This is a genomic window from Curtobacterium sp. MCLR17_044 (assembly GCF_003234435.1).
Classification (GTDB): domain Bacteria; phylum Actinomycetota; class Actinomycetes; order Actinomycetales; family Microbacteriaceae; genus Curtobacterium; species Curtobacterium flaccumfaciens.
In genome coordinates this window covers 94,833-114,646 of record NZ_QKTC01000016.1, presented here as the reverse complement: position 1 = coordinate 114,646, position 19,814 = coordinate 94,833, and the positions used below count along the sequence as shown (strand labels likewise).

Below are 19,814 nucleotides of genomic sequence, written 5' to 3'. Positions count from 1 at the left end.
ACCCACCACCCGCCCACCGACAGGAGCACCCCGATGATCACCACCGTCGTCGCCGGCAACCCCAAGCCGGCCTCACGGACGCTCGACGCCGCGACGGTCGTGCTCGAACGGCTCACCGGCCGCGCCCCCGACCACGTCGTCGACGTCATCGACCTCGGTGCCGGTCTGCTCGGCTGGGGTGACGCCGCCGTGTCGGACGCCGTCCGGACCGTCGCCGGTTCGGACCTCGTCGTCGTCGCATCGCCGACGTTCAAGGCGACGTACACCGGCGTGCTCAAGCTGTTCCTCGACCAGTTCGGCACCGGCGACGGACTCGCCGGTGTCGTCGCGGTGCCGCTCATGCTCGGCGCCGGCCCGGCTCATGCCCTCGCCCCCGAGGTCTTCCTCAAGCCGGTGCTGGTCGAACTCGGCGCGACCGTCGTCGCACCCGCCCTGTACCTCAACGACAAGCAGTACTCGGACCCCGCATCGACCGACGTGTGGCTCGCCCGCTGGCAGGACGTCGTCCTCGGCGCGGCCGCCGTCCACCAGGAAGGAACCGCGTCATGATCAGCCCCTACTCCACCGAGGCCCCGGACCTGTCCGCGCTCAAGCAGGCGTTCTCCGGGTTCCCGTGCGGTGTCGCCGCACTCTCCGCCGTCGTGGACGGCGAACCGACCGTGCTCGTGGCGTCCTCGTTCACGGTCGGCGTCTCGCAGGACCCACCGCTCGTGATGTTCGCGGTGCAGCACACGTCGACCACGTGGCCGGTGCTCCGGGACGCCGGCACGATCGGTGTCTCGATCCTCGGTGAGGGGCACGCGCAGGTCACCCGGCAGCTCGCCTCGCGTGACAAGTCGATCCGCTTCGTCGGTGTCGACACGACGGTCGCCGAGACGGGTGCGGTGTTCCTGCAGGGGGCCCCGATCTGGCTGGAGTGCTCGGTCGAGCACACCTACCCGGCCGGCGACCACGACATCGTGGTGCTCCGGGTGCTCGGACTCATGTCCGACTTCGCGCACAACCCGCTGGTCTGGCACCGGTCCGCCTTCGCGACCTTGACCGCCTGACCGGCGCCGGGCAACGGACTGGAGGCCCGCCCCGCGTGAGCAGATCTGCTCACCTGGGGCGGGCCTCCAGTCCGGGTCTGCCGGGTCTGCCCGGCAGGCGGCATCAGCCGCGCAGCGCCTCGGACAGCTTCACGCGACTGCCGGTGCGGAGCAGGGCGTTCTCGTAGACGCGGGCGCCGATGACCACGACCGCGACCACCGAAGCGGCGACGATGACGAGCGACAGGATCGGCTCCCACCACTCGGCGGTCCCCAGGAAGATCCGCATCGGCATGCCGATCGGGGCGCTGAACGGCACGTACGACATGATGCCGAGGATCGTCGGGTTGTCGTACGCGACGATGATCAGGAAGTACGGGATCATCACGAGCATCATCACCGGGGTGGTGACGCTGCCGACGTCCTCCTGGCGTGACACCAGCACGGCCGCCGCGGCGAACAGCGATGCCAGGAGCACGAACCCGATCGCGAAGAAGCCGATGAACCACAGGATGCTCGGGCCGAGCATCGCGAACATGTTGTCCTGGCCGGTCACCGCCAACGTGACGATGGCGGCGACGGCCACCGCGACGATCTGCGCGAAGGCCATGATGCTGTTGCCGAGCACCTTGCCGGCGAGCAGCGCCCGGGCCGGGATCGCGGACATCAGGATCTCGACCACCCGTGTCGACTTCTCCTCGACGACGCTCTGCGCGATCGACTGGCCGAACGTCACCGCCGACGCGAAGTACACGACGCCGAACGCGATGGCGATGAGGTAGACCAGGCCGCCCGGCAGCGCGTCCGGGTCGAGCAACTCGATGCGCGGGGTGACGCTCAACGCCGAGACGACCTCGGACGGTGCCTCGTCGAGCCCGACGACCTTGTAGCCGAGCGGGTCGTCCGACGGCACGATCGCCGCGTCGACGTCGCCCTTCGTCACGAGCCGTTCGGCGTCGTCGACCGATGCCGACTGCGTGACGTCGAGCCCACTGGTGGTCGGCAGCGAGACGCCGTCGACGACCGCGACCGGGGTGGTGTCGTCGGCGGTGGCCTTGCTCACGACCCCGCCGACGACGATCGACGCGACGACCATGCCGATCAGGATGAGCGCCGAGACCACGAAGGCCTTGCTGCGGATGCGTGCCTGGATCTCACGTGCGGAGACGAGCCGCACGGCCTGCACGAAGGAGTTGTTCATCGGACGACCTCCCGGAAGACCTCGCTGAGCCGCGGCACCCGCGGCGAGAACGACCCGACGGTGCCGTGCTGCACGGCGCGCTGCAGGACACGCTGGGCGGTGGCGGCGTCGGCCTCGAAGACCGCGTACCCGCCGTCGAACTCCCGGACGGCCACACCCGGCTCGTCGCGGAGCCAGGCGACGTCCCCGTCGACCAGCAGCTCCCACGCGGCGGGGCCGGCCTGCTTGCGGAGTTCCTCCTGCGGTCCGGCGGCGCGGATCGTGCCACCGGCGATGACGACGACGTCGTCGCACAGCCGCTCGACCACGTCGAGCTGGTGGCTCGAGAACAGCACCGGGACGCCCCGGGCAGCGGTCTCGCGCAGGACACCGAGCACGGTGTCGACGGCCATCGGGTCGAGGCCCGAGAACGGCTCGTCGAGCACGAGCACCTCGGGGTCGTGTGCCAGCGCCGCCGCGATCTGCACGCGCTGCTGGTTGCCGAGCGAGAGCTTCTCGACGGGGTCGCCGGCGTGTGCGGTGAGTTCGAGGCGTTCGAGCAGTTCGCCGGTGCGGGTCGTCGCGGCGCGCTTGTCGACGCCGTGCAGCCGGGCCAGGTAGGTGATCTGCTCGGCCACCGGCATCTTCGGGTACAGGCCGCGTTCCTCGGGCATGTAGCCGAAGCGGCGGCGGTCGGCGGGACGGACCGCGGTGCCGTCGATCGAGACCGTGCCCGCATCGGCCTGGAGCACGCCGAGCATGATGCGCATGGTGGTGGTCTTGCCGGCACCGTTGCCGCCGACGAAGCCGGTGAGGCGGCCGCTGCCGACCGTGAACCCCACGTCGTCGAGCACCCGGCGGTCGCCGAAGTGCTTGGTCACCCCTTCGATGGTGAGCATGTCGTTCCCCTTCGTCGCGACGCTGGTCGTCGCTGCGTCCGACGCTATTGGCCGGGAGGCACGCCCCGCCTCCGCCGCCAGGCGGGACTTGGGTGGGTGGTCGGCTCCACCGCGTGGGGGAGGAACGCGCGTCGGTCCGGTGGGCCGGGTGCGCCGGGTGCGCGCTGGGTGCGGGTCGGCACGGTGCGCGCTTGTTCGGCTCGTGCGGGTTTGGTCGCTCGGTGCGTCGTTGTGGCGGCGCACGGTGCGGTCAACGCCGCACGGGTTGAACGAAGGCGCACGGTGCGGGCGTGGGGTGCGGTGGTGCGCACGGTGCGGGCGTGGGGTGCGGTGGTGGGCACGGTGCGGGCTTGTTGGGCTGGTGCGGGTTTGGTTGCTCGGTGCGTTGTGGTGGCGCGGCACGGTGCGGTCAACGCTGCACGGGTTGAGCGAAGGCGCACGGTGCGGCCATGTCTGCGAACTCGGCACGGTGCGGGCTTGTTCGGTTCGTGCGGGTTCGGCTCGGCTCGGTCAGCCGGCGACGCCGTGCTCGAACGCCCAGACGACGGCCTGGATGCGGTCGCGCAGTGCGAGTTTCTGGAGCACGTTCGACACGTGGGTCTTCACGGTGGCGTCCCCGACGTAGAGCTCGGCGGCGATCTCCGCGTTGCTCAGGCCCCGGGCGAGGAGCCGCAGCACATCGGTCTCCCGCTCGGTCAGCCCGGCGGCGGCGAGTGCGTCGTCGCCCGTCGCAGCCGTCGCCGTGGTGGTCGCCGAGGGCTGCACCGCAGCGGACGCCGTCGCCCGGCTGATCACCCGGCGCGTGACGTCCGGCGCGAGCAGGGCGTCCCCGGCGGCGACGGTCCGCACGGCGTCGATCAGCCGCTCGGGGGAGGCGTTCTTCAACAGGAACCCGCTCGCTCCCGCCTCGAGCGCCTGGAACAGCGCGTCGTCGCTGTCGAACGTCGTGAGGATGAGCACCGCCGGCGGGGCCGGCAGCGCCGCGATCCGCCGTGCCGCCTCGAGCCCGTCGACGCCCGGCATCTGCACGTCGAGGCAGACGACGTCCGGACGGAGCTGCTGCACGGCCTCGACCGCCCCGGCGCCGTCCGCGGCCTCGCCGACCACACGGAACCCGGGCTCGGACTCCAGGATCACGCGGAACCCGGCGCGGACGAGCTCCTGGTCGTCGGCCAGCACGATGGTCAGGTCGGTCGTCGCGTTCACGTCGTCGGCAGCCATGCCCGCACCAGGTAGCCTCCCCGGGCTCGTGGCCCGATCTCGATCCGTCCGTCCACGGCGGCGACGCGTTCCCGCATCCCGACGTGTCCGAGTCCGCTGCCGGAGGTGCTCCGGGCCGCACGGGCACCGAGCCCGTCGTCCGTGACCTCCACCTCGACGCCGTCGTCCAGGTACCGCAGCCGGACGTCGGCGCGGGCGGTCGGGCCGGCGTGCTTGAGGATGTTCGTCACCGCTTCCTGCACGATCCGGTACGCCACCGCGGCCACCGTCGGCGGCACCGGGCGCTCGTCACCCACGACGACGTACTCGGCGGGGTGGCCGGCCACCCGGGCGGACTCGGCCAGCTCAGCGATCCGCGTGATGCCCTCGGTGCTCGGGCCGTCGCCACCGGCCGCCCCGAGGCCGGACGCGTCGTCGTCCGAGCGCAGGGTGCCGAGCATCCGCCGGAGTTCCTCCACCGCGGTGCGGGCGCTCTCCTCGACCACCCCGAGCGAGGCGGTGGCCTGCGCGGGGTCGCGGCCGATCACGCGCCGTGCAGCACCCGCCTGCACCCCCATCAGCGAGACGTGGTGGGCGACCACGTCGTGCAGCTCGCGAGCGATCCGTACCCGTTCGATCGTGACGGCCTGTGCCGCGGACCGCTCCCGCTCGGCGGCGAGTTCGGCGGTGCGTTCGGCGAGCTGGTGCCGTGCGACTGCGGAGACCCAGGCGCGGTTGCCGGCGTACCAGGCAGCGCCGAAGTAGATCACGTTGATGACGATGTTGAGCAGCGAGATCGCGACGTAGGGCGCCACGGGGGAGTCCGTGTCGTTCGGCAGAGCGTTCGGCGACGCCCACCCGAACGAGATCGCGACGAACAGCCACGCGAACATGCCGCCGATGACGACCCAGCGCACCGCTTCGGCCCGCACCCGGTCGGAGCACCACGCGCCCACCGTGTACAGCGCGATGAAGAGCGTGAAGTTGACGAGGAAGACCTCGGGCACCTGGAGCAGCTGCGTTGCGGCGAACGCCAGCGCCGACACCAGGGCCACCGACATCGGGAACCGTCGGCGGAACGCGATCGGGGCGGCGTTCGCGACGATCATCAGCGCGGAGACCCACCAGGCGGCCTGGTCGTCACCGTACGTACCGGCCGACCCGTACAGGAACGTCGTTACCGCGAGCCCACCGGCCAGCACGACTGCGAGCACCGTGTCCTGCCGGTACTCGTGCCGCCCCACCGGCAGTCGCGACCACTCCGCCGTCGTCCCCATGCAGGAAACGCTACTGGGTGCGCTCGACCAGGAGTAGCCTCACGCCAACGAGCAGGGGAGACGCCATGCAGTTCCTCGTCAACGTCATCGACGACGGCCAGGCCGCCGCCGTCGGCAACACGTACTCCGCGACCGACGCCGAAGCCGCCGCGGTCGATGCCTTCAACGAACGGATGGCCGACGCGATCGTGTTCGCCGCCGGGGTCTCCGCACCCTCCGACGCCACCGTGGTCGACGCCCGCGAGGGCGCGGCGGACACCACGGCCGGGCGCGCCACGACCGGGCCCGCCACCGACCCCGACGAGTACGTCGCCGGGTTCTGGGTCATGGACCTCCCGGACGCCGAGACGGCTGCCCGGGTGGCGCACCAGGCGTCGCAGGCGTGCAACCGGAAGATCGAGCTCCGCCCGCTGCTCTGACGGCACGGACCCCACCCGGCCGACAGGCCACCGCGGGGACGGCGCTCGCCGCGGTCACACCCGCCCCGACCACGAACGTCGCGACGAACCCGATCGCACCGACGAGCGCTCCGGCAGCCGCAGCGCCGACGGCCTGTCCGAGCACGAGTGCGACGAACAGCATCGACGTGCCGGCCGACGACCGCTCGGCATCGATCTCGGTCGTCCACGCGATCAGCGCCCCGGTCGCCGCCGTGTAGCCCCAGCCGAACACGGCACACGCCAGCAGTGCCGCGACCGTCGACTGCGGCAAAGCCCCCAGCACCACGACGGCCACGGCGACCGAACCCGCCGTGACCGCCCAGAGCGTCCGGGCGCGCAGTCCGTTCGTCCACCGGGCGGTGACCACGACGGCCGCTCCGCCGATCCCGAGCGCGATCCAGGCCGACACCGAGACGACGACCGACGCGCCGGCCTCGACCAGCGCCGAACGTCCGTAGGTCCAGACGACGGCGGACCCGGCCCCGAACAGCAGCGCCAGCACGAGCACCCCTCGGTGCGCCGCGAACCAGGGAACACCGGGCAGCGGTGACCGGGACGCAGCAGCCCCGCCGCGGGACACCACGAGCAGCAGGGCACCGACGGCCAGGGCGAACACCCCGGACACCGCCCAGGCCGTCCGCCAGTCGGGCAGCAGCACGAGTGCGAGCACCCCGGCACCCACGAGCCCCGGGCCGGTACCCGCGTTCACGATCGCCTGCGCTCGACCGAGCAGCGCCGACGGCACCTGCTCGGCGACGATCCGGACGAGGGCGGGGGACGCGAGTCCGGCACCTGCCGACGCGAGCACGGCGCTGACGCCGAACGCCAGCGAGCCGCCGGCCGTCGCCATGGCGATCGCACCGATCCCGGCCACCAGGGTGGCGACCGTGACGAGCACCCGGGGCATCCGTGCGGCGAGCACGAACCCGGCCACCGCGCCGACGCAGTACAGCGCCGAGGCACCCGACGATACCCACCCGGCGGCGTCGGACCGGAGCCCCAGGTCGCGCTGCACGTCGGGCAGGAACAGCCCGTACGCCAGGCGCACCAGGCCGTAGGTGGCGGCGATCAGGCCGAGTCCGCTCACCAGGAGCAGTCGATGTCGTAACGAAAACGATCGTTTCACTTTCCAGAGCCTAGGGTGCTCTCATGGTGATGCGCCCAGGGACCGAGCAACGGCTGCTCGCCGCCGCCGAGGAGCTCTTCTTCTCACAGGGCATCGCCGCCACCCCGATCGACGCCGTCCTCGAACGGGCCGGGGTCTCGACGGCCACGCTCTACCGCGGCTACGCGAGCAAGGAGTCGCTCGTCGCCGCGGCCCTCACCCGTCGCCACGAGGACTGGATCGCCACCTGGGACCGTGCGGTCGCCGCCGAACGGGACGACCTGGGCCGACTCCTGGCGGTGTTCGACGCCCTCGACGACTACCGCTCGACGCCCACGGGCTCCCGCTGGTGCGCCTTCCTCGGCACCGCCGCCGAGTACGCCGACGCCCCCGCCGAGGTCCGGCAGGTCCTGGACCTCGAGACCACCACCCTGCGCCGGCGGCTCGTGGCACGGGCGGTGCCGGTGGTCGGTCCCCGTGCCGGGGCCCTCGCCGACCAGCTGCTCCTCATCGTCTCCGGTTACCTTGCGATGCGACTGCGCGACCCCGCGCTCGACACGACGACGGCACGGTCCGTCGCCGCGTCCCTCATCCGGGAACACACCCCAGACGGAACGGCGCCCACCAAATGACCCGATCGCGTGCTGCCACGATCACGCGGCGTTCCCTGCTCATCGGTGGCACGGGCATCGTCGCCGCGGGAGCCGTGGCCGAGGGGATCAACCTCGGCCTGCTGCCCGGGCGCTCGACCCTGTACCGGGTCCTCGGTCTGGACGGCACCGACGGCACGGTCCCCGACGTCCAGCCGGTCCCCACCACCTCCGGCACCTTCGTGTCAGCAGCGCGGAAGGGCCGCACCGTCGGGTGGACGATCGCGGCACCGGCGTCCGACACCCCCTTGCCGGTGGCGGTCGCCCTGCACGGCTACGGCGACGACCACACCTCGTTCTTCGGGCGGAGCCTGGGCTACGACCGGTTCCTCGCGGCGCACGTCGCCGACGGCGGAGCCCCGTTCGCGATCGCCTCGATCGACGGCGGCAACCGCTACTGGCACCCACGAGCCGACGGGGACGACCCCGCCGCGATGGTCGTCGACGAGTTCCTGCCCCTGATCGCCCGCCGCGGCTTCGACACGGACCGCCTCGCCCTGACCGGCTACTCGATGGGTGGCTTCGGCGCCCTCCGGCTCGCAGGGGTCCTCGGTGCCTCGCGCGTCCGGGCGGTCTCGGCCATCAGCCCCGCGCTCTGGAAGTCGGCCGCCGACACCGCTCGCGGCGCCTTCGACGACGCCGCGGACTTCCGCGCGAACACCGTCCTCGGGCGGCAGCGCGCGCTCGACGGCGTCGCCGTCCGCGTCGACTGCGGCAACGGGGACGGGTTCGCGCCGGCGGTGCACGCCTACGTCGACGGCTTCGCCACGCCTCCGGCCGGAGGCTTCGCACCCGGCGCCCACACGCACGGCTACTGGCGCCGCCTGGCGCCCCAGCAGCTCGCCTTCCTCGGCCGTCACCTGGGTCACTGAGCCGACCAGCGTCCCGACCAGCGCCCGGGACGCGCGTCGAGGCGGACGGGAGGCTCGTGGCGGCCCCGCACCGCGCCTCCAGGCCGTCGACCGGTCACCGCAACGGCCCGTGCTGCGTGACCAGGAGCGCCCAGGAGCGCTCAGGCGCGACCGCGGTTGCGGCGCCGGATCTCCTTCGGAGCCCGCCCGGCCATGAAGGACCGTGCAGGATCGACGAGGAAGCCCCGCCGGAGCGCCTCGCGACCGACGAGCATCCGGAACCCCATCTGGTCACGGTTGCTCAAGGTGACCTCGGACTCGACGACCTGCCCGGCCAACGCGATCCGCGTGCGGACGACGATGCGCTCCTGGGTGTGCCCGGTCGAGCTGCGGACGATGCGCCGGTCGTGCACGTCGCACTCGATGGTGGAGGCGTCGGCATCGGTGTCCTGCCAGGGGTGCAGCGAGAACCGCACCCGCTCGCCGGGCAGTTCCTCGAGGTCGAAGGCGTGCAACGCGGAGCTCCGGGCGCCGGTGTCGAGCTTCACCTTGATCCACGGCACGCCGAGGTCCGGCAGTCCCGCCCACTCCCGCCACCCGGCGACGACGAGCCCGCTGTCGGAGGACTTCGGAGCTCGGGCCATGTGCCCATCCTGTCGCATGCTCCGTGGCCACGTCCGCATGCTTTGATGGAGCGTCGCCGTCGATCCGACCCAGCGGAGAACCCCTCGATGAAACTCGCCATCCTGTCGCGCGCGCCCCAGGCGTACTCGACCCAGCGCCTCCGCGCAGCGGCACTCGACCGCGGTCACGAGGTCAAGGTGCTCAACACCCTGCGCTTCGCGATCGACCTGTCCGGTGACGACCCGGACCTGCTCTACCGCGGCAAGCTGCTGAGCGACTACGACGCGGTGCTGCCGCGCATCGGCAACTCGATCACCTACTACGGCACCGCCGTGGTGCGCCAGTTCGAGCAGATGGACGTCTACACGCCGAACACGGCGAACGGCATCACGAACTCGCGCGACAAGCTCCGGGCGAACCAGATCCTGTCGCGGCACGACATCGGCATGCCGGCGACGACCTTCGTGGCCGGCCGCAACGACGTGCGCGGGGCGATCGAACGGGTCGGTGGCGCGCCCGTCGTCATCAAGCTCCTCGAGGGCACGCAGGGCATCGGCGTGATCCTGGCGCCCGAGGCGAAGGTGGCCGAGTCGATCGTCGAGACCCTGCACTCCACGAAGCAGAACGTCCTGATCCAGCGGTTCATCGCCGAGAGCCGCGGTCGTGACATCCGGGCCCTCGTCGTCGGTGACCGGGTCGTCGCGGCGATGCGTCGGACCGCCTCGGGCGACGAGTTCCGCTCCAACGTGCACCGCGGCGGCACCGTCGAGAAGGTCACGCTCTCGCCCGAGTACGAGGCGGTGGCCGTCCGCTCGGCGCAGATCATGGGCCTCAAGGTCGCCGGCGTCGACATGCTCGAGGGCAACGACGGGCCGCTCGTGATGGAGGTCAACTCCTCGCCAGGGCTCGAGGGCGTCGAGCGTGCCACCGGCCTCGACATCGCCGGTGCGATCGTCGACTTCATCGCGAACCAGGTCGCGTTCCCCGAGATCGACGTCCGCCAGCGGCTGTCCGTCTCGACCGGCTACGGCGTCGCCGAGCTCCTCGTGCACACGAACGCCGACCTGGTCGGCAAGACGATCAAGGAGTCCGGGCTCTGGGACCGCGACATCACGGTCCTCACGCTGCACCGCGGCTCGAACGTCATCCCGAACCCGCGCAGTGGCGTCGCCCTCGAGCCGGGCGACAGACTGCTCTGCTTCGGCAAGCTCGAGGAGATGCGGTCGATGATCCCGGAGCGCCGGAAGCGGCGTGCGAAGGTTCGGAAGCTGCCGAAGGAGCCGTTGCAGACCGAGGGCTGAGCGCTCGGGCGCTGCAGCGCCGTGACAGCCGGGAGGCCCGGATCGCGTCCCCTCGTCGGGTACGTGATCCGGGCCTCCAGTCCGCAGTTCGGGGCTCAGTCGCCGCGCACGTCGCCTTGGCGTCGGCGCGCGAGCAGGCGCAGGACGGCGCCGAGCCCGAGCGCGGTGAGCGCGGCGGCGAGCCAGCCGCCGAGCTCGACGCCGGTGAACGCGAGCTCACGGTTGGTGGTGCCGGTGCCGGTGCCGGTGGTGCCGGCTCCGTCGGTCTTCGGAGCGGGTGCGGTGCGATCGTCGGTCGAGCCGAGCTGCGGGCCGATGCCCGGGGCCACGATCCCCGGGAACGCGATTCCCGTTCCGGCCCCGTTGTCGTTCTCGTCGTTCTCGCCCTCTTCGCTCTCGGGGACGAGCGTGACGAGCATGCTCGAGCCCGGTGAGACGTGACCGAAGCGGTCCACGGCGACGACCGACAGCAGGTGCGCTCCCGGCTCCAGGGGAACCGTCGTCCGGAAGGCGAACCGCCCGTCGGAGTCGGCGGTCCCACGGCCGATCTCGCGGCCGTCGGCGTCGCGGATCACGACCGTCGAGCCCGGCTCGGCGGAGCCCCGGACGATGCCGGTGCCGCCGACGATGTCGTCGAACGCCTCGAGGACGGGTGCCGCCGGGGCCTCGGTGTCGACGTCGACCGTGGTCTTCGTCGGGTCCGACTCGTTGCCGACCTTGTCCTGCGCGATCAGTTCGAGGTCGTGCGCCCCGTCCGTGAACGGCTCGTCGAGGACGATCTCGAAGTCGCCGTTCTCGTCCGCGGTGTCGCGGCCGAGCTCGTTGCCGTCCTCGTCGCGGATGATCACGGTGGAGCCGGGCTCGGCGGTCCCGGTGATGGGGCCCTTGCCGTTGTCGAGATCGCTGGGGCTGGTCACGACCGGTGCGTCGGGTGCTTCGGTGTCGACGTCGACCGTGGTGTCGGTCGGGTTGGACTCGTTGCCGGCCTTGTCTTCAGCGATGAGTTCGAGCTTGTGCTCGCCGTTGTCGAGCGGTTCGTCCAGCTCGATGCTGAAGTCCCCGTCGTCGTTGGCTTCGCCGCGGCCGATCTCGGTGCCGTCTTCATCGCGGATGATCACGGTCGAGCCGGGTTCCGCGGTGCCCGTGATGGGTCCCTTGCCGTCAGCGAGGTCCTTGGGGCTGGTCACTACCGGGGCCGTGGGGGCTTCGGTGTCGACATCGACCGTGGTGTCGGTCGGGTTGGACTCGTTGCCGGCCTTGTCTTCGGCGATGAGTTCCAGCTTGTGGTCGCCGTCATCCAGGGGCTCGTCGAGTTCGATCGAGAAGTCGCCGTCGTCGTTGGCTTCGCCGCGGCCGAGCTCGTTGCCGTCCTCGTCGCGGATGATCACGGTCGAGCCGGGTTCCGCGGTCCCGCTGATCGGACCGGTGCCGTCGCTCAGGTCGGACGGGCTGGTGACGACGGGTGCGTCGGGCGTTTCAGTGTCGACGTCAACCGTTGTGTCGGTCGGGTCGGACTCGTTACCGGCCTTGTCCTGCGCGATCAGTTCGAGCTTGTGCTCGCCGTCGTCGAGGGGCTCGTCCAGCTCGATGCTGAAGTCGCCGTCGTCGTTGGCTTCGCCGCGGCCGAGTTCGTTGCCGTCCTCGTCACGGATGATCACAGTGGAGCCCGGCTCGGCGGTGCCGCTGATTGGACCCTTGCCGTCAGCGAGGTCGGACGGGCTGGTCACGACCGGTGCCGTCGGTGCCTTCGTGTCGACATCGACGGTGGTCTTCGTCTCGTCGGAGCTGTTGCCGGCCTTGTCTTCGGCGATGAGTTCGAGCTGGTGCTCGCCGTCGTCGAGCGGCTCGTCGAGCTCGATCGAGAAGTCCCCGTCGTCGTTGGCTTCGGCGCGGCCGATCTCGTTGCCGTCCTCGTCTCGGATGATCACGGTGGAGCCGGGTTCCGCGGTGCCGGTGATCGGGCCCTTACCGTCAGCGAGGTCAGAGGGGCTGGTCACGACAGGTGCCGTCGGCGCTTTGGTGTCGACGTCGACCGTGGTCGTCGTTTCCTCGGAGGTGTTGCCAGCGTCATCCTGGGCGATCAGTTCGAGCTTGTGCTCGCCGTCATCGAGCGGCTCGTCGAGCTCGATCGAGAAGTCGCCGTCGTCGTTGGTTTCGCCGCGGCCGATCTCGTTGCCGTCTTCGTCGCGGATGATCACGGTGGAGCCCGGCTCAGCGGTCCCGGTGATGGGTCCGGTGCCGTCGCTCAGGTCGGACGGGCTGGTCACGACGGGTGCGTCGGGGGTTTCAGTGTCGACGTCAACCGTTGTGTCGGTCGGGTTGGACTCGTTACCGGCCTTGTCCTGCGCGATCAGTTCGAGCTTGTGCTCGCCGTCGTCGAGCGGCTCGTCCAGCTCGATGGAGAAGTAGCCGTCGTCGTTGGCTTCGCCGCGGCCGATCTCGTTGCCGTCTTCATCGCGGATGATCACGGTGGAGCCCGGCTCAGCGGTCCCGGTGATGGGTCCGGTGCCGTCGCTCAGGTCGGACGGGCTGGTGACGACGGGCGCCGTCGGTGCCTTCGTGTCGACGTCGACGGTGGTCTTCGTCTCCTCGGAGTTGTTGCCGGCGTCATCCTGGGCGATCAGCTCGAGCTTGTGCTCGCCGTCATCCAGGGGCTCGTCGAGCTCGATCGAGAAGTCGCCGTCGTCGTTGGCTTCGCCGTGGCCGATCTCGTTGCCGTCCTCGTCGCGGATGATGACCGTGGAGCCGGGTTCCGCGGTGCCGGTGATGGGGCCCTTGCCGTCAGCGAGGTCAGAGGGGCTGGTCACGACCGGGGCCATGGGGGCTTCGGTGTCGACATCGACCGTGGTGTCGGTCGGGCCAGATTCGTTGCCGGCCTTGTCTGCAGCGACGAGTTCCAGCTTGTGCTCGCCGTCGTTGAGCGGCTCGTCCAGCTCGATGCTGAAATCCCCGTCGTCGTTGGCTTCGCCGCGGCCGAGTTCGTTGCCGTCTTCGTCGCGGATGATGACCGTGGAGCCGGGTTCGGCGGTGCCGGTGATGGGTCCCTTGCCGTTGTCGAGGTCCTTGGGGCTTGTGACGACGGGTGCGTCGGGTGCTTCGGTGTCGACGTCGACGGTGACCGGGGTGGGGGTCGAGACGTTGCCGGCGTCGTCCTGGGCGATGAGTTCGAGGTGGTGGTCGCCGTCGTCGAGCGGCTCGTCGAGTTCGATCGAGAAGTCCCCGTCGTCGTTGGCTTCGCCGCGGCCGATCTGGTTGCCGTCCTCGTCACGGATGATGACCGTCGAGCCCGGTTCGGCGGTCCCGGTGATGGGTCCCTTGCCGTCAGCGAGGTCGGTCGGTCCGGTCACGATCGGTGCGTTCGGAGCGTCGTCGTCCACGTCCACCGTGACCGGCGTCGGGGACGAGACGTTGCTGGCCTCGTCCTGCGCGACGAGCTCGAGGTCGTGCGCGCCGTCGTCGAGCGGCTCGTCGAGCACGACGGTGAACTGCCCGTCGTCGCGGGCCTCGGTACGGCCGAGTTCGTTGCCGTCGGCGTCGCGCACGATCACTGTCGAACCGGGTTCGGCCGACCCGGTGAAGGGGCCGGTGCCGTCGGCGAGGAACTCGGGGGTCGTGCTGATCGGGGCGTCGGGTGCGGTGACGTCGGGTGCGGTGACGGTCACGGGCGAGGGAGTCGACTCGTTGACGGCGTCGTCCTGCGCGACGACCTCTAGGCCGTGGTCGCCCTCGGTCAGTGGCTCGTCCAACTCGACCGAGAAGTCGCCGTCGTCATTGGCTTCGCCGCGCCCGATCTCGTCGCCGTCCCGGTCGCGGATGATCACGATGGAGCCGGGCTCGGCGGTGCCGACCACCGGGCCGGTCGGGGTCGCGAGGTCCTGGCGCTCGACGACCGGAGCATCGGGCGCGGTGGTGTCCGGGACGACCGCGGTCGCGGTCGCCGGGCCGGACTCGTTGCGGACCGCATCGGCGGCGACGACCACGAGGTCGGTCGCACCCTCGGGCAGCGGTGCGTCGAGACGGACGGAGAAGTCGCCGGCCTCGTTCGCACGATCGCGGCCGAGTTCGTTGCCGGCGGGGTCGCGGACGATGACGATGGCGCCTGGCTCGGCGGTGCCGGTGATGGGTCCGGTCGGGTCGGCGAGGGTGCCGGGGTCGTCGACGATCGGGACGTCGGGGGCGGTGGCGTCGACGTCGAGGGTCGCCGTGGTCGGGTCGGCGGTGAAGCCGTTGCGGTGCTGCACGGCGGTGACGGTGACCGACCCCTCCGACAGCGCCTCGGTGACGGGGAGCGACCAGGTGCCGTCATCGCCGACGGGGACGTTCACCGGCGCCCGGTCACCGACGGCCACGTCGACGGTGCCACCGGGGACGCCCTGGCCGGTGATGGTCGGCTTCGGCCCGACGGCTGCGGTCGGCTCGTCGATGACGGCGGCGGTCAGCGGGATGGTGACCTTCCACGTCGATGTCGTCTGCTCGCTCGAGTTCACGTAGTCGGTGGCAGCGTTCGGGGCGAACGAGCCGTGCACCGTGATGACGTCGCCCGGCAGAGCGGAAACGTCGACGGTGATCGGCACCCGGATGTGGTTGAAGTTCGCTCCTCCGGTGTTGAGTGGCTGGGGGTTCCCGCCGAGGCAGTCGGTCTGCGTGGAGGACGTGAACGTGCAGTTCGCAACGTTCGCCGTGCCTGAGTTCGCCACGGAGAACGGCGGTCGTCCGCGTGTGAAGGTCGCGGGGCCGGTGATGGTCCAGTGGAAGTCGAGCGAACGGCTCGGGATCGTGAAGCCACTCACGTTCTTGACGTTGAAGATCGACGTCTCGAACCGCTGTCCCGGCTGACCGATCGCGTCCGCGGCTCCATCGACGTACACGTTGATCGGCGTCTCGTTCGGCGTGACCTCGTCGGTCGTGGGCTGCGCCTCGGGGGTGGGGGTCGGAGCGGGCGCGGTGCTCGGCGCCGGGTCCGGCTCCGGCTCCGTGACGGGGTCGGCGTCGCCGGGCACCGCGGTGTCCACGGGCGCCTCGGGCTCGACAGGTACGCCGCTGTCGACAGGCGACTCGCCCTCGCCCGGCGCCTCCGGCTCCACGGACGCGTCGGCTCGCTCCTCGGTCGGCGCGGGTGCCGTCGTGACGGTCGTCGCGGCGGCCAGGTCCGGCACTGCCAACGGCGCGAACGCCAGCAGGAGGGCTGCGGCAGAGGTGGACTTGCTGAGCGGGGGCATTCGGGGCTCCGATCGAAGGGGTCGGTAGCCATCGTATGCAATATGTATTTCACATGCAATGCATTGCACGGATTCAGGGCCGTCCAGCGCATCCGGATCGCGCACACAGGCCAGATGCGGAAGTATGTGTCGGTGACGATCATGACGGAACGGCCGGTCGACCAGGCATCGAGCAGTGAACCGGAGCAGCCCGGCAACGCCACGGCGAAGCACCGGAACGTCTCACTGCTCTCCGTGGCGACCACCACGGCGGAGCGTGTGACGACCTCGGCCGACATCGAGGCCAAGCTCCGCGGGGTCCTCCGTCGACTCCGTCTGCCGATGGGACTGCTCGAGCGCGTCGCCGGGGTCATCGAGCGTCGCAACTGGGGCGAGGGGCAGACCTTCCAGGACGCCGCGATCGACGCCGGCCGCCGCGCCATGGCCGAAGCCGGTGTCCGTCCGGACGAGATCGGGCTGCTCATCAACACCTCGGTGACCCGTCCGCACCTCGAGCCGTCGGTGGCCGTCCGCCTGCACCACGGTCTCGGGCTGCCGTCGTCCGCCATCAACTTCGACATCGCGAACGCCTGCCTGGGGTTCGTCAACGCCATGAGCGTCGCCGCGGGCATGATCGACTCCGGGCAGATCAAGTACGCGCTCGTCGTCGACGGCGAGGACGCCGACCAGGTGCAGCTCAACACCATCGACCGCCTGAACCAGGGCGGCCGGAACCGCAAGGACTTCATGAGCGAGTTCGCCAGCCTGACCCTCGGGTCCGGTGCTGCCGCAGCCGTGCTCGGCCCGGCGGACCTGCACCCCGAAGGACACCGGATCGTCGGCGGCGTCACCCGCGCGGCGACCCAGTGGTACGACCTGTGCGTCGGCAGCGTCGACGGCATGTTCACGGACGCGAAGATGCTGCTCAAGGGCGGCATGGAGCTCGTCGTCGCCGCCTGGACCGAGGCCCGCGCCCACTTCGACTGGGCCGACATGGACCGCTACGTGCTGCACCAGGTCTCCGACGTGCACACCAACGCCTTCGTCGAGGCGATCGGCATCCCGCGCGACAAGGTCCCCACCACGTACCAGCGCTTCGGCAACGTCGGCCCCGCGTCGATCCCGATCACGCTCGCCGACGAGGTCGCCTCCGGCGGCATCCGTCGCGGTGACCGCGTGTTCCTGGGTGGCGTCGGTTCCGGCATCAACACGGCGATGATGGAACTCCACTGGTGACGTCCCGGCTGCCCCGCGTCGCCGCGAGCACGGCTCCGGCGACGCAGCCGCCCTCCCTGCCCGGCCTCGACCCGGCCTGGTCGCGTCTGGTCACGGTTCCCGCGTGGTCCGGAGAGCGGACGGGAGGAACGGATCGCGCCGCGCGCACCTGGCACCTCCTCGACACGGCCGGGTCCCTGGCCGCGCTCGGCGTGGAACCGGTCGGCACGATCCTCTGCGTGCACGGCAACCCGACGTGGTCGTACCTGTGGCGGTCGGTGCTCCGCACCTCGCTCGAGGTCGCCCAGGCCGGCGGCCCGGCCTGGCGTGTGGTCGCCGTCGACCAGCTCGACATGGGCTTCTCGGAGCGCACCGGCGTCGAGCGGGGACTTGCGCAGCGCGTCGCGGACCTCGGAGCCCTGACCGACGAACTCGGGCTGACCGGACCGGTCGTCACCCTCGGCCACGACTGGGGTGGTGTGGTGTCGCTCGGTTGGGCGGTCGACCACCCGGACGTCCTGGCCGCCGCGATGACGTGCAACACCGCCGTGCATCAACCCGACGACGCCCCGATCCCGGCACCGCTGCGGCTCGCCCTCGGCCCGGGGATGCTCGGCCGCGCGACGGTCGTGACCCCGGCGTTCCTCGAGACCACCCTGGCCATCGCGCACCCGAAGCTCGACCGTGCCACAGCCGACGGCTACCGGGCGCCCTACCGCGGTGCCGCCCGTCGCGGTGGCATCGGCGGCTTCGTCGCGGACATCCCCGTCGACGCCCGGCACCGGAGCGCCCCCGAACTCGACCGCATCGCTGCCGGGGTCGCCGCGCTCGACGTGCCGGTGCTCCTGCTCTGGGGTCCGCGCGACCCGGTGTTCCTCGAGCGCTACCTGGACGACCTGACCGAGCGCGTGCCGCACGCGGACGTCCACCGGTTCGAGGGCGCCGGGCACCTGCTGCCCGATGACGCCGACGTGGCGGGCGCGGTCTTCGACTGGCTCGGTGACCGCCTGCCGGACGGTGGCCGTCCTGCCCAGGCCCCCACGGGCCTCCAGTCCGACGCCGTGGACCCGGGCCAGCCCGCACCGGCGACCCCGCCGCTCTGGGCGCGGCTCGACGAACTGCGTGACAGTGACGAACCCGCGCTGGTCGAGATGGCCGCAGCCGGTGGCCCCCGCACGATCACCTGGCGGCTGCTCGCCCGACGGGTCGACGAGATCGCCGCAGGCCTCGACGACCTGGGCGTCCGGAGCGGCGACCGTGTCTCGCTGCTGGTGACCCCCGGCGCCGACCTGACCGCCGTCCTGTACGCCTGCGTGCGGATCGGGGCGGTCGTCGTCGTCGCGGACGCCGGACTCGGACTCGGCGGCCTGACCCGCGCGGTCCGCGGAGCCCGACCGGACTGGATCATCGGCGCGCTGCCCGGACTCGGTGCCGCGCGTGCCCTCGGCTGGCCGGGGCGACGCATCGCGACGCTCTCGCTGCCCGCGCCGGCCCGGAAGGCGCTGCGGGTGGAGCACACGCTCGTCGACGTCGCCCGACGTGGTGCGCGTCGTCTCGCGCACGGCACCGCGCTGCCGACGGCCCCGTCGTCGGACGCACCCGCTGCCGTGCTCTTCACCTCGGGGTCGACCGGCCCGGCGAAGGGTGTCGTGTACACGCACGGGCAGCTCAGCGCCGTCCGGGACGCCCTGGCCACCCAGTACGACGTCGGGGTCGGCACCGGTCTCGTCGCCGGGTTCGCGCCGTTCGCGCTGCTCGGCCCGGCCCTCGGAGCACGGTCGGTCGCGCCCGACATGGACGTCACCGCGCCGCGCACCCTGACGGCGAAGGCGGTCGCGGCCTCGGTCGCCGCGGCCGACGCCACCGTGGTGTTCCTGTCGCCCGCGGCCCTGGCGAACGTCGTCGCGACTGCGTCGGAGCTCACCGACGCCGACCGGCAGGCGCTGAAGGGCGTGCGGCTGTTCCTGTCGGCCGGGGCTCCCGTCTCGGCTGCGCTGCTCACCGCGGCGACCGAGCTGATGCCGAACGCCAGCGCCCACACCCCCTACGGCATGACCGAGGGGCTCCTCATGACCGACGTCGACCTCGACGGGGTCCGTGCCGCCGGCCGGTCCGACGACGAAGGGATCTGCGTCGGGGTGCCGGCAGCGAACGTCCGCGTCCGCATCGCGCCGCTCGACGGTTCCGGGCGCTCGACCGGAGCGCTGACGGACGAGCCCGGGGTCACCGGCGAGATCGTCGTCGCGGCACCGCACGTGCGCGACCACTACGACCGGCTCTGGCGCACCGACCGGGTCTCGCGCCTCGGCGTCGACGACCCGCGCGGGCACCGCACCGGGGACGTCGGACACCTGGACGCCGCGGGACGGATCTGGGTCGAGGGCCGACTGCAGCACGTGCTGGTGACTCCGGACGGGGTCGTCACGCCGGTGGGGCCGGAGCAGCGGATCGAGGGCGTCGACGGTGTCGGACGCGCCGGCGTCGCGGGCATCGGGCCGGTCGGCACCCAGCAGGTGGTGGCCGTCGTCGAGACCGACCCTGCCGTGCGCCGGCCGGGTCTGGCGTCGCCGTCGCTCGCCACAGCGGTCCGTGCCGCCGCCGGAGTGCCGCTCGCCGCGGTGCTCGTCGTGCCCGTGCTGCCGACCGACATCCGGCACAACTCAAAGGTCGACCGCACCCGGCTGTCCCGCTGGGCCGGTTCGGTGCTGTCCGGCGGACGGATGGTCCGCCCGTGATCGGCGCGTTCGGCGCGTTCTCACGCGCTCACCGACACCTCACGGGCCGTCGGGGGCGTGAGGTGTCGGTGAGCACGAATCGCCGACCCGTCGCGGTTCGAGACGGCGGAC

At 71.7% G+C, this 19,814-nt stretch carries 15 protein-coding genes; 8 read left to right on the top strand and 7 right to left on the bottom strand.

Going from position 1 to position 19,814, the window contains the following annotated elements:
- The first annotated feature begins 33 nt into the window (after nt 1-33).
- Nucleotides 34-549 carry an NADPH-dependent FMN reductase gene (locus tag DEJ04_RS12925; protein WP_071405946.1) on the top strand — a complete coding sequence of 172 codons (516 nt, stop codon included), beginning with the start codon at nt 34-36 and terminating at the stop codon, nt 547-549.
- On the top strand, nt 546-1,049 hold the full coding sequence (locus tag DEJ04_RS12920) for a flavin reductase family protein (RefSeq protein ID WP_071405947.1): 504 nt from the start codon (nt 546-548) through the stop codon (nt 1,047-1,049). Before DEJ04_RS12925 ends, DEJ04_RS12920 begins: the two co-directional genes overlap by 4 nt.
- A gap of 103 nt (nt 1,050-1,152) precedes the next feature.
- Here the strand turns inward: DEJ04_RS12920 and DEJ04_RS12915 are convergent, their stop codons facing one another.
- From DEJ04_RS12915 to DEJ04_RS12895, 4 genes are all read right to left on the bottom strand, one after another.
- Nucleotides 1,153-2,229, bottom strand: coding sequence for an ABC transporter permease (locus DEJ04_RS12915; RefSeq protein ID WP_111047316.1), 1,077 nt, complete (start codon nt 2,227-2,229; stop codon nt 1,153-1,155).
- Nucleotides 2,226-3,107 (bottom strand): ABC transporter ATP-binding protein, encoded by an 882-nt coding sequence (locus DEJ04_RS12910; RefSeq protein ID WP_071245065.1) that lies wholly within the window; start codon nt 3,105-3,107, stop codon nt 2,226-2,228. The genes DEJ04_RS12915 and DEJ04_RS12910 overlap by 4 nt, the downstream gene beginning before the upstream one ends.
- A 510-nt stretch (nt 3,108-3,617) precedes the next feature.
- The gene (locus DEJ04_RS12900) at nt 3,618-4,328 is read right to left on the bottom strand and encodes a response regulator transcription factor (RefSeq protein ID WP_111047315.1); all 711 of its coding nucleotides are present in this window, start codon (nt 4,326-4,328) and stop codon (nt 3,618-3,620) included.
- A complete protein-coding gene (locus tag DEJ04_RS12895) occupies nt 4,310-5,584 on the bottom strand; it encodes a sensor histidine kinase (protein ID WP_111047314.1) in 1,275 nt (424 codons plus the stop codon). Before DEJ04_RS12895 ends, DEJ04_RS12900 begins: the two co-directional genes overlap by 19 nt.
- 65 nt (nt 5,585-5,649) lie before the next feature.
- Here DEJ04_RS12895 and DEJ04_RS12890 point away from each other — a divergent pair, with 65 nt between their 5' ends.
- Complete coding sequence (locus DEJ04_RS12890) at nt 5,650-6,003, top strand: YciI family protein (RefSeq protein WP_111047313.1); 354 nt, start codon at nt 5,650-5,652, stop codon at nt 6,001-6,003.
- Here the strand turns inward: DEJ04_RS12890 and DEJ04_RS12885 are convergent.
- Nucleotides 5,909-7,111, bottom strand: coding sequence for an MFS transporter (locus DEJ04_RS12885; protein WP_181437812.1), 1,203 nt, complete (start codon nt 7,109-7,111; stop codon nt 5,909-5,911). The two genes, DEJ04_RS12890 and DEJ04_RS12885, sit on opposite strands and share 95 nt — an antisense overlap.
- A gap of 62 nt (nt 7,112-7,173) precedes the next feature.
- On the opposite strand from DEJ04_RS12885, the gene DEJ04_RS12880 reads away from it, so the two are divergent.
- Together DEJ04_RS12880 and DEJ04_RS12875 are read left to right on the top strand one after the other, a co-directional pair.
- Nucleotides 7,174-7,761, top strand: a complete 588-nt coding sequence (locus tag DEJ04_RS12880; protein WP_111047311.1) for a TetR/AcrR family transcriptional regulator — start codon at nt 7,174-7,176, stop codon at nt 7,759-7,761.
- On the top strand, nt 7,758-8,651 hold the full coding sequence (locus DEJ04_RS12875; RefSeq protein WP_111047310.1) for an alpha/beta hydrolase family protein: 894 nt from the start codon (nt 7,758-7,760) through the stop codon (nt 8,649-8,651). Before DEJ04_RS12880 ends, DEJ04_RS12875 begins: the two co-directional genes overlap by 4 nt.
- A 140-nt stretch (nt 8,652-8,791) precedes the next feature.
- On the opposite strand, the gene DEJ04_RS12870 is transcribed toward DEJ04_RS12875, so the two are convergent.
- Nucleotides 8,792-9,274 carry a RimK/LysX family protein gene (locus DEJ04_RS12870; protein ID WP_111047309.1) on the bottom strand — a complete coding sequence of 161 codons (483 nt, stop codon included), beginning with the start codon at nt 9,272-9,274 and terminating at the stop codon, nt 8,792-8,794.
- Between the two features lie 87 nt (nt 9,275-9,361).
- Here DEJ04_RS12870 and DEJ04_RS12865 point away from each other — a divergent pair, with 87 nt between their 5' ends.
- On the top strand, nt 9,362-10,555 hold the full coding sequence (locus tag DEJ04_RS12865; RefSeq protein ID WP_027465990.1) for a RimK family alpha-L-glutamate ligase: 1,194 nt from the start codon (nt 9,362-9,364) through the stop codon (nt 10,553-10,555).
- Nucleotides 10,556-10,650: 95 nt separating this feature from the next.
- Here the strand turns inward: DEJ04_RS12865 and DEJ04_RS12860 are convergent, their stop codons facing one another.
- Complete coding sequence (locus DEJ04_RS12860) at nt 10,651-15,774, bottom strand: Ig-like domain-containing protein (RefSeq protein WP_111047308.1); 5,124 nt, start codon at nt 15,772-15,774, stop codon at nt 10,651-10,653.
- Between the two features lie 141 nt (nt 15,775-15,915).
- Here DEJ04_RS12860 and DEJ04_RS12855 point away from each other — a divergent pair, with 141 nt between their 5' ends.
- Together DEJ04_RS12855 and DEJ04_RS12850 are read left to right on the top strand one after the other, a co-directional pair.
- Nucleotides 15,916-16,989, top strand: a complete 1,074-nt coding sequence (locus tag DEJ04_RS12855) for a 3-oxoacyl-ACP synthase III (RefSeq protein ID WP_042537701.1) — start codon at nt 15,916-15,918, stop codon at nt 16,987-16,989.
- The gene (locus tag DEJ04_RS12850) at nt 16,986-19,703 is read left to right on the top strand and encodes an alpha/beta fold hydrolase (protein WP_258371379.1); all 2,718 of its coding nucleotides are present in this window, start codon (nt 16,986-16,988) and stop codon (nt 19,701-19,703) included. Before DEJ04_RS12855 ends, DEJ04_RS12850 begins: the two co-directional genes overlap by 4 nt.
- The last annotated feature ends 111 nt before the right edge of the window (nt 19,704-19,814 follow it).

What these genes read in the sequence shown, in the direction of transcription:
- DEJ04_RS12925 (WP_071405946.1), top strand. Translation starts at nt 34, where the DNA reads ATGATCACCACCGTCGTCGCCGGCAACCCCAAGCCGGCCTCACGGACG.
- DEJ04_RS12920 (WP_071405947.1), top strand. Translation starts at nt 546, where the DNA reads ATGATCAGCCCCTACTCCACCGAGGCCCCGGACCTGTCCGCGCTCAAG.
- DEJ04_RS12915 (WP_111047316.1), bottom strand. Translation starts at nt 2,229, where the DNA reads ATGAACAACTCCTTCGTGCAGGCCGTGCGGCTCGTCTCCGCACGTGAG.
- DEJ04_RS12910 (WP_071245065.1), bottom strand. Translation starts at nt 3,107, where the DNA reads ATGCTCACCATCGAAGGGGTGACCAAGCACTTCGGCGACCGCCGGGTG.
- DEJ04_RS12900 (WP_111047315.1), bottom strand. Translation starts at nt 4,328, where the DNA reads ATGGCTGCCGACGACGTGAACGCGACGACCGACCTGACCATCGTGCTG.
- DEJ04_RS12895 (WP_111047314.1), bottom strand. Translation starts at nt 5,584, where the DNA reads ATGGGGACGACGGCGGAGTGGTCGCGACTGCCGGTGGGGCGGCACGAG.
- DEJ04_RS12890 (WP_111047313.1), top strand. Translation starts at nt 5,650, where the DNA reads ATGCAGTTCCTCGTCAACGTCATCGACGACGGCCAGGCCGCCGCCGTC.
- DEJ04_RS12880 (WP_111047311.1), top strand. Translation starts at nt 7,174, where the DNA reads ATGGTGATGCGCCCAGGGACCGAGCAACGGCTGCTCGCCGCCGCCGAG.
- DEJ04_RS12875 (WP_111047310.1), top strand. Translation starts at nt 7,758, where the DNA reads ATGACCCGATCGCGTGCTGCCACGATCACGCGGCGTTCCCTGCTCATC.
- DEJ04_RS12870 (WP_111047309.1), bottom strand. Translation starts at nt 9,274, where the DNA reads ATGGCCCGAGCTCCGAAGTCCTCCGACAGCGGGCTCGTCGTCGCCGGG.
- DEJ04_RS12865 (WP_027465990.1), top strand. Translation starts at nt 9,362, where the DNA reads ATGAAACTCGCCATCCTGTCGCGCGCGCCCCAGGCGTACTCGACCCAG.
- DEJ04_RS12860 (WP_111047308.1), bottom strand. Translation starts at nt 15,774, where the DNA reads ATGCCCCCGCTCAGCAAGTCCACCTCTGCCGCAGCCCTCCTGCTGGCG.
- DEJ04_RS12855 (WP_042537701.1), top strand. Translation starts at nt 15,916, where the DNA reads ATGACGGAACGGCCGGTCGACCAGGCATCGAGCAGTGAACCGGAGCAG.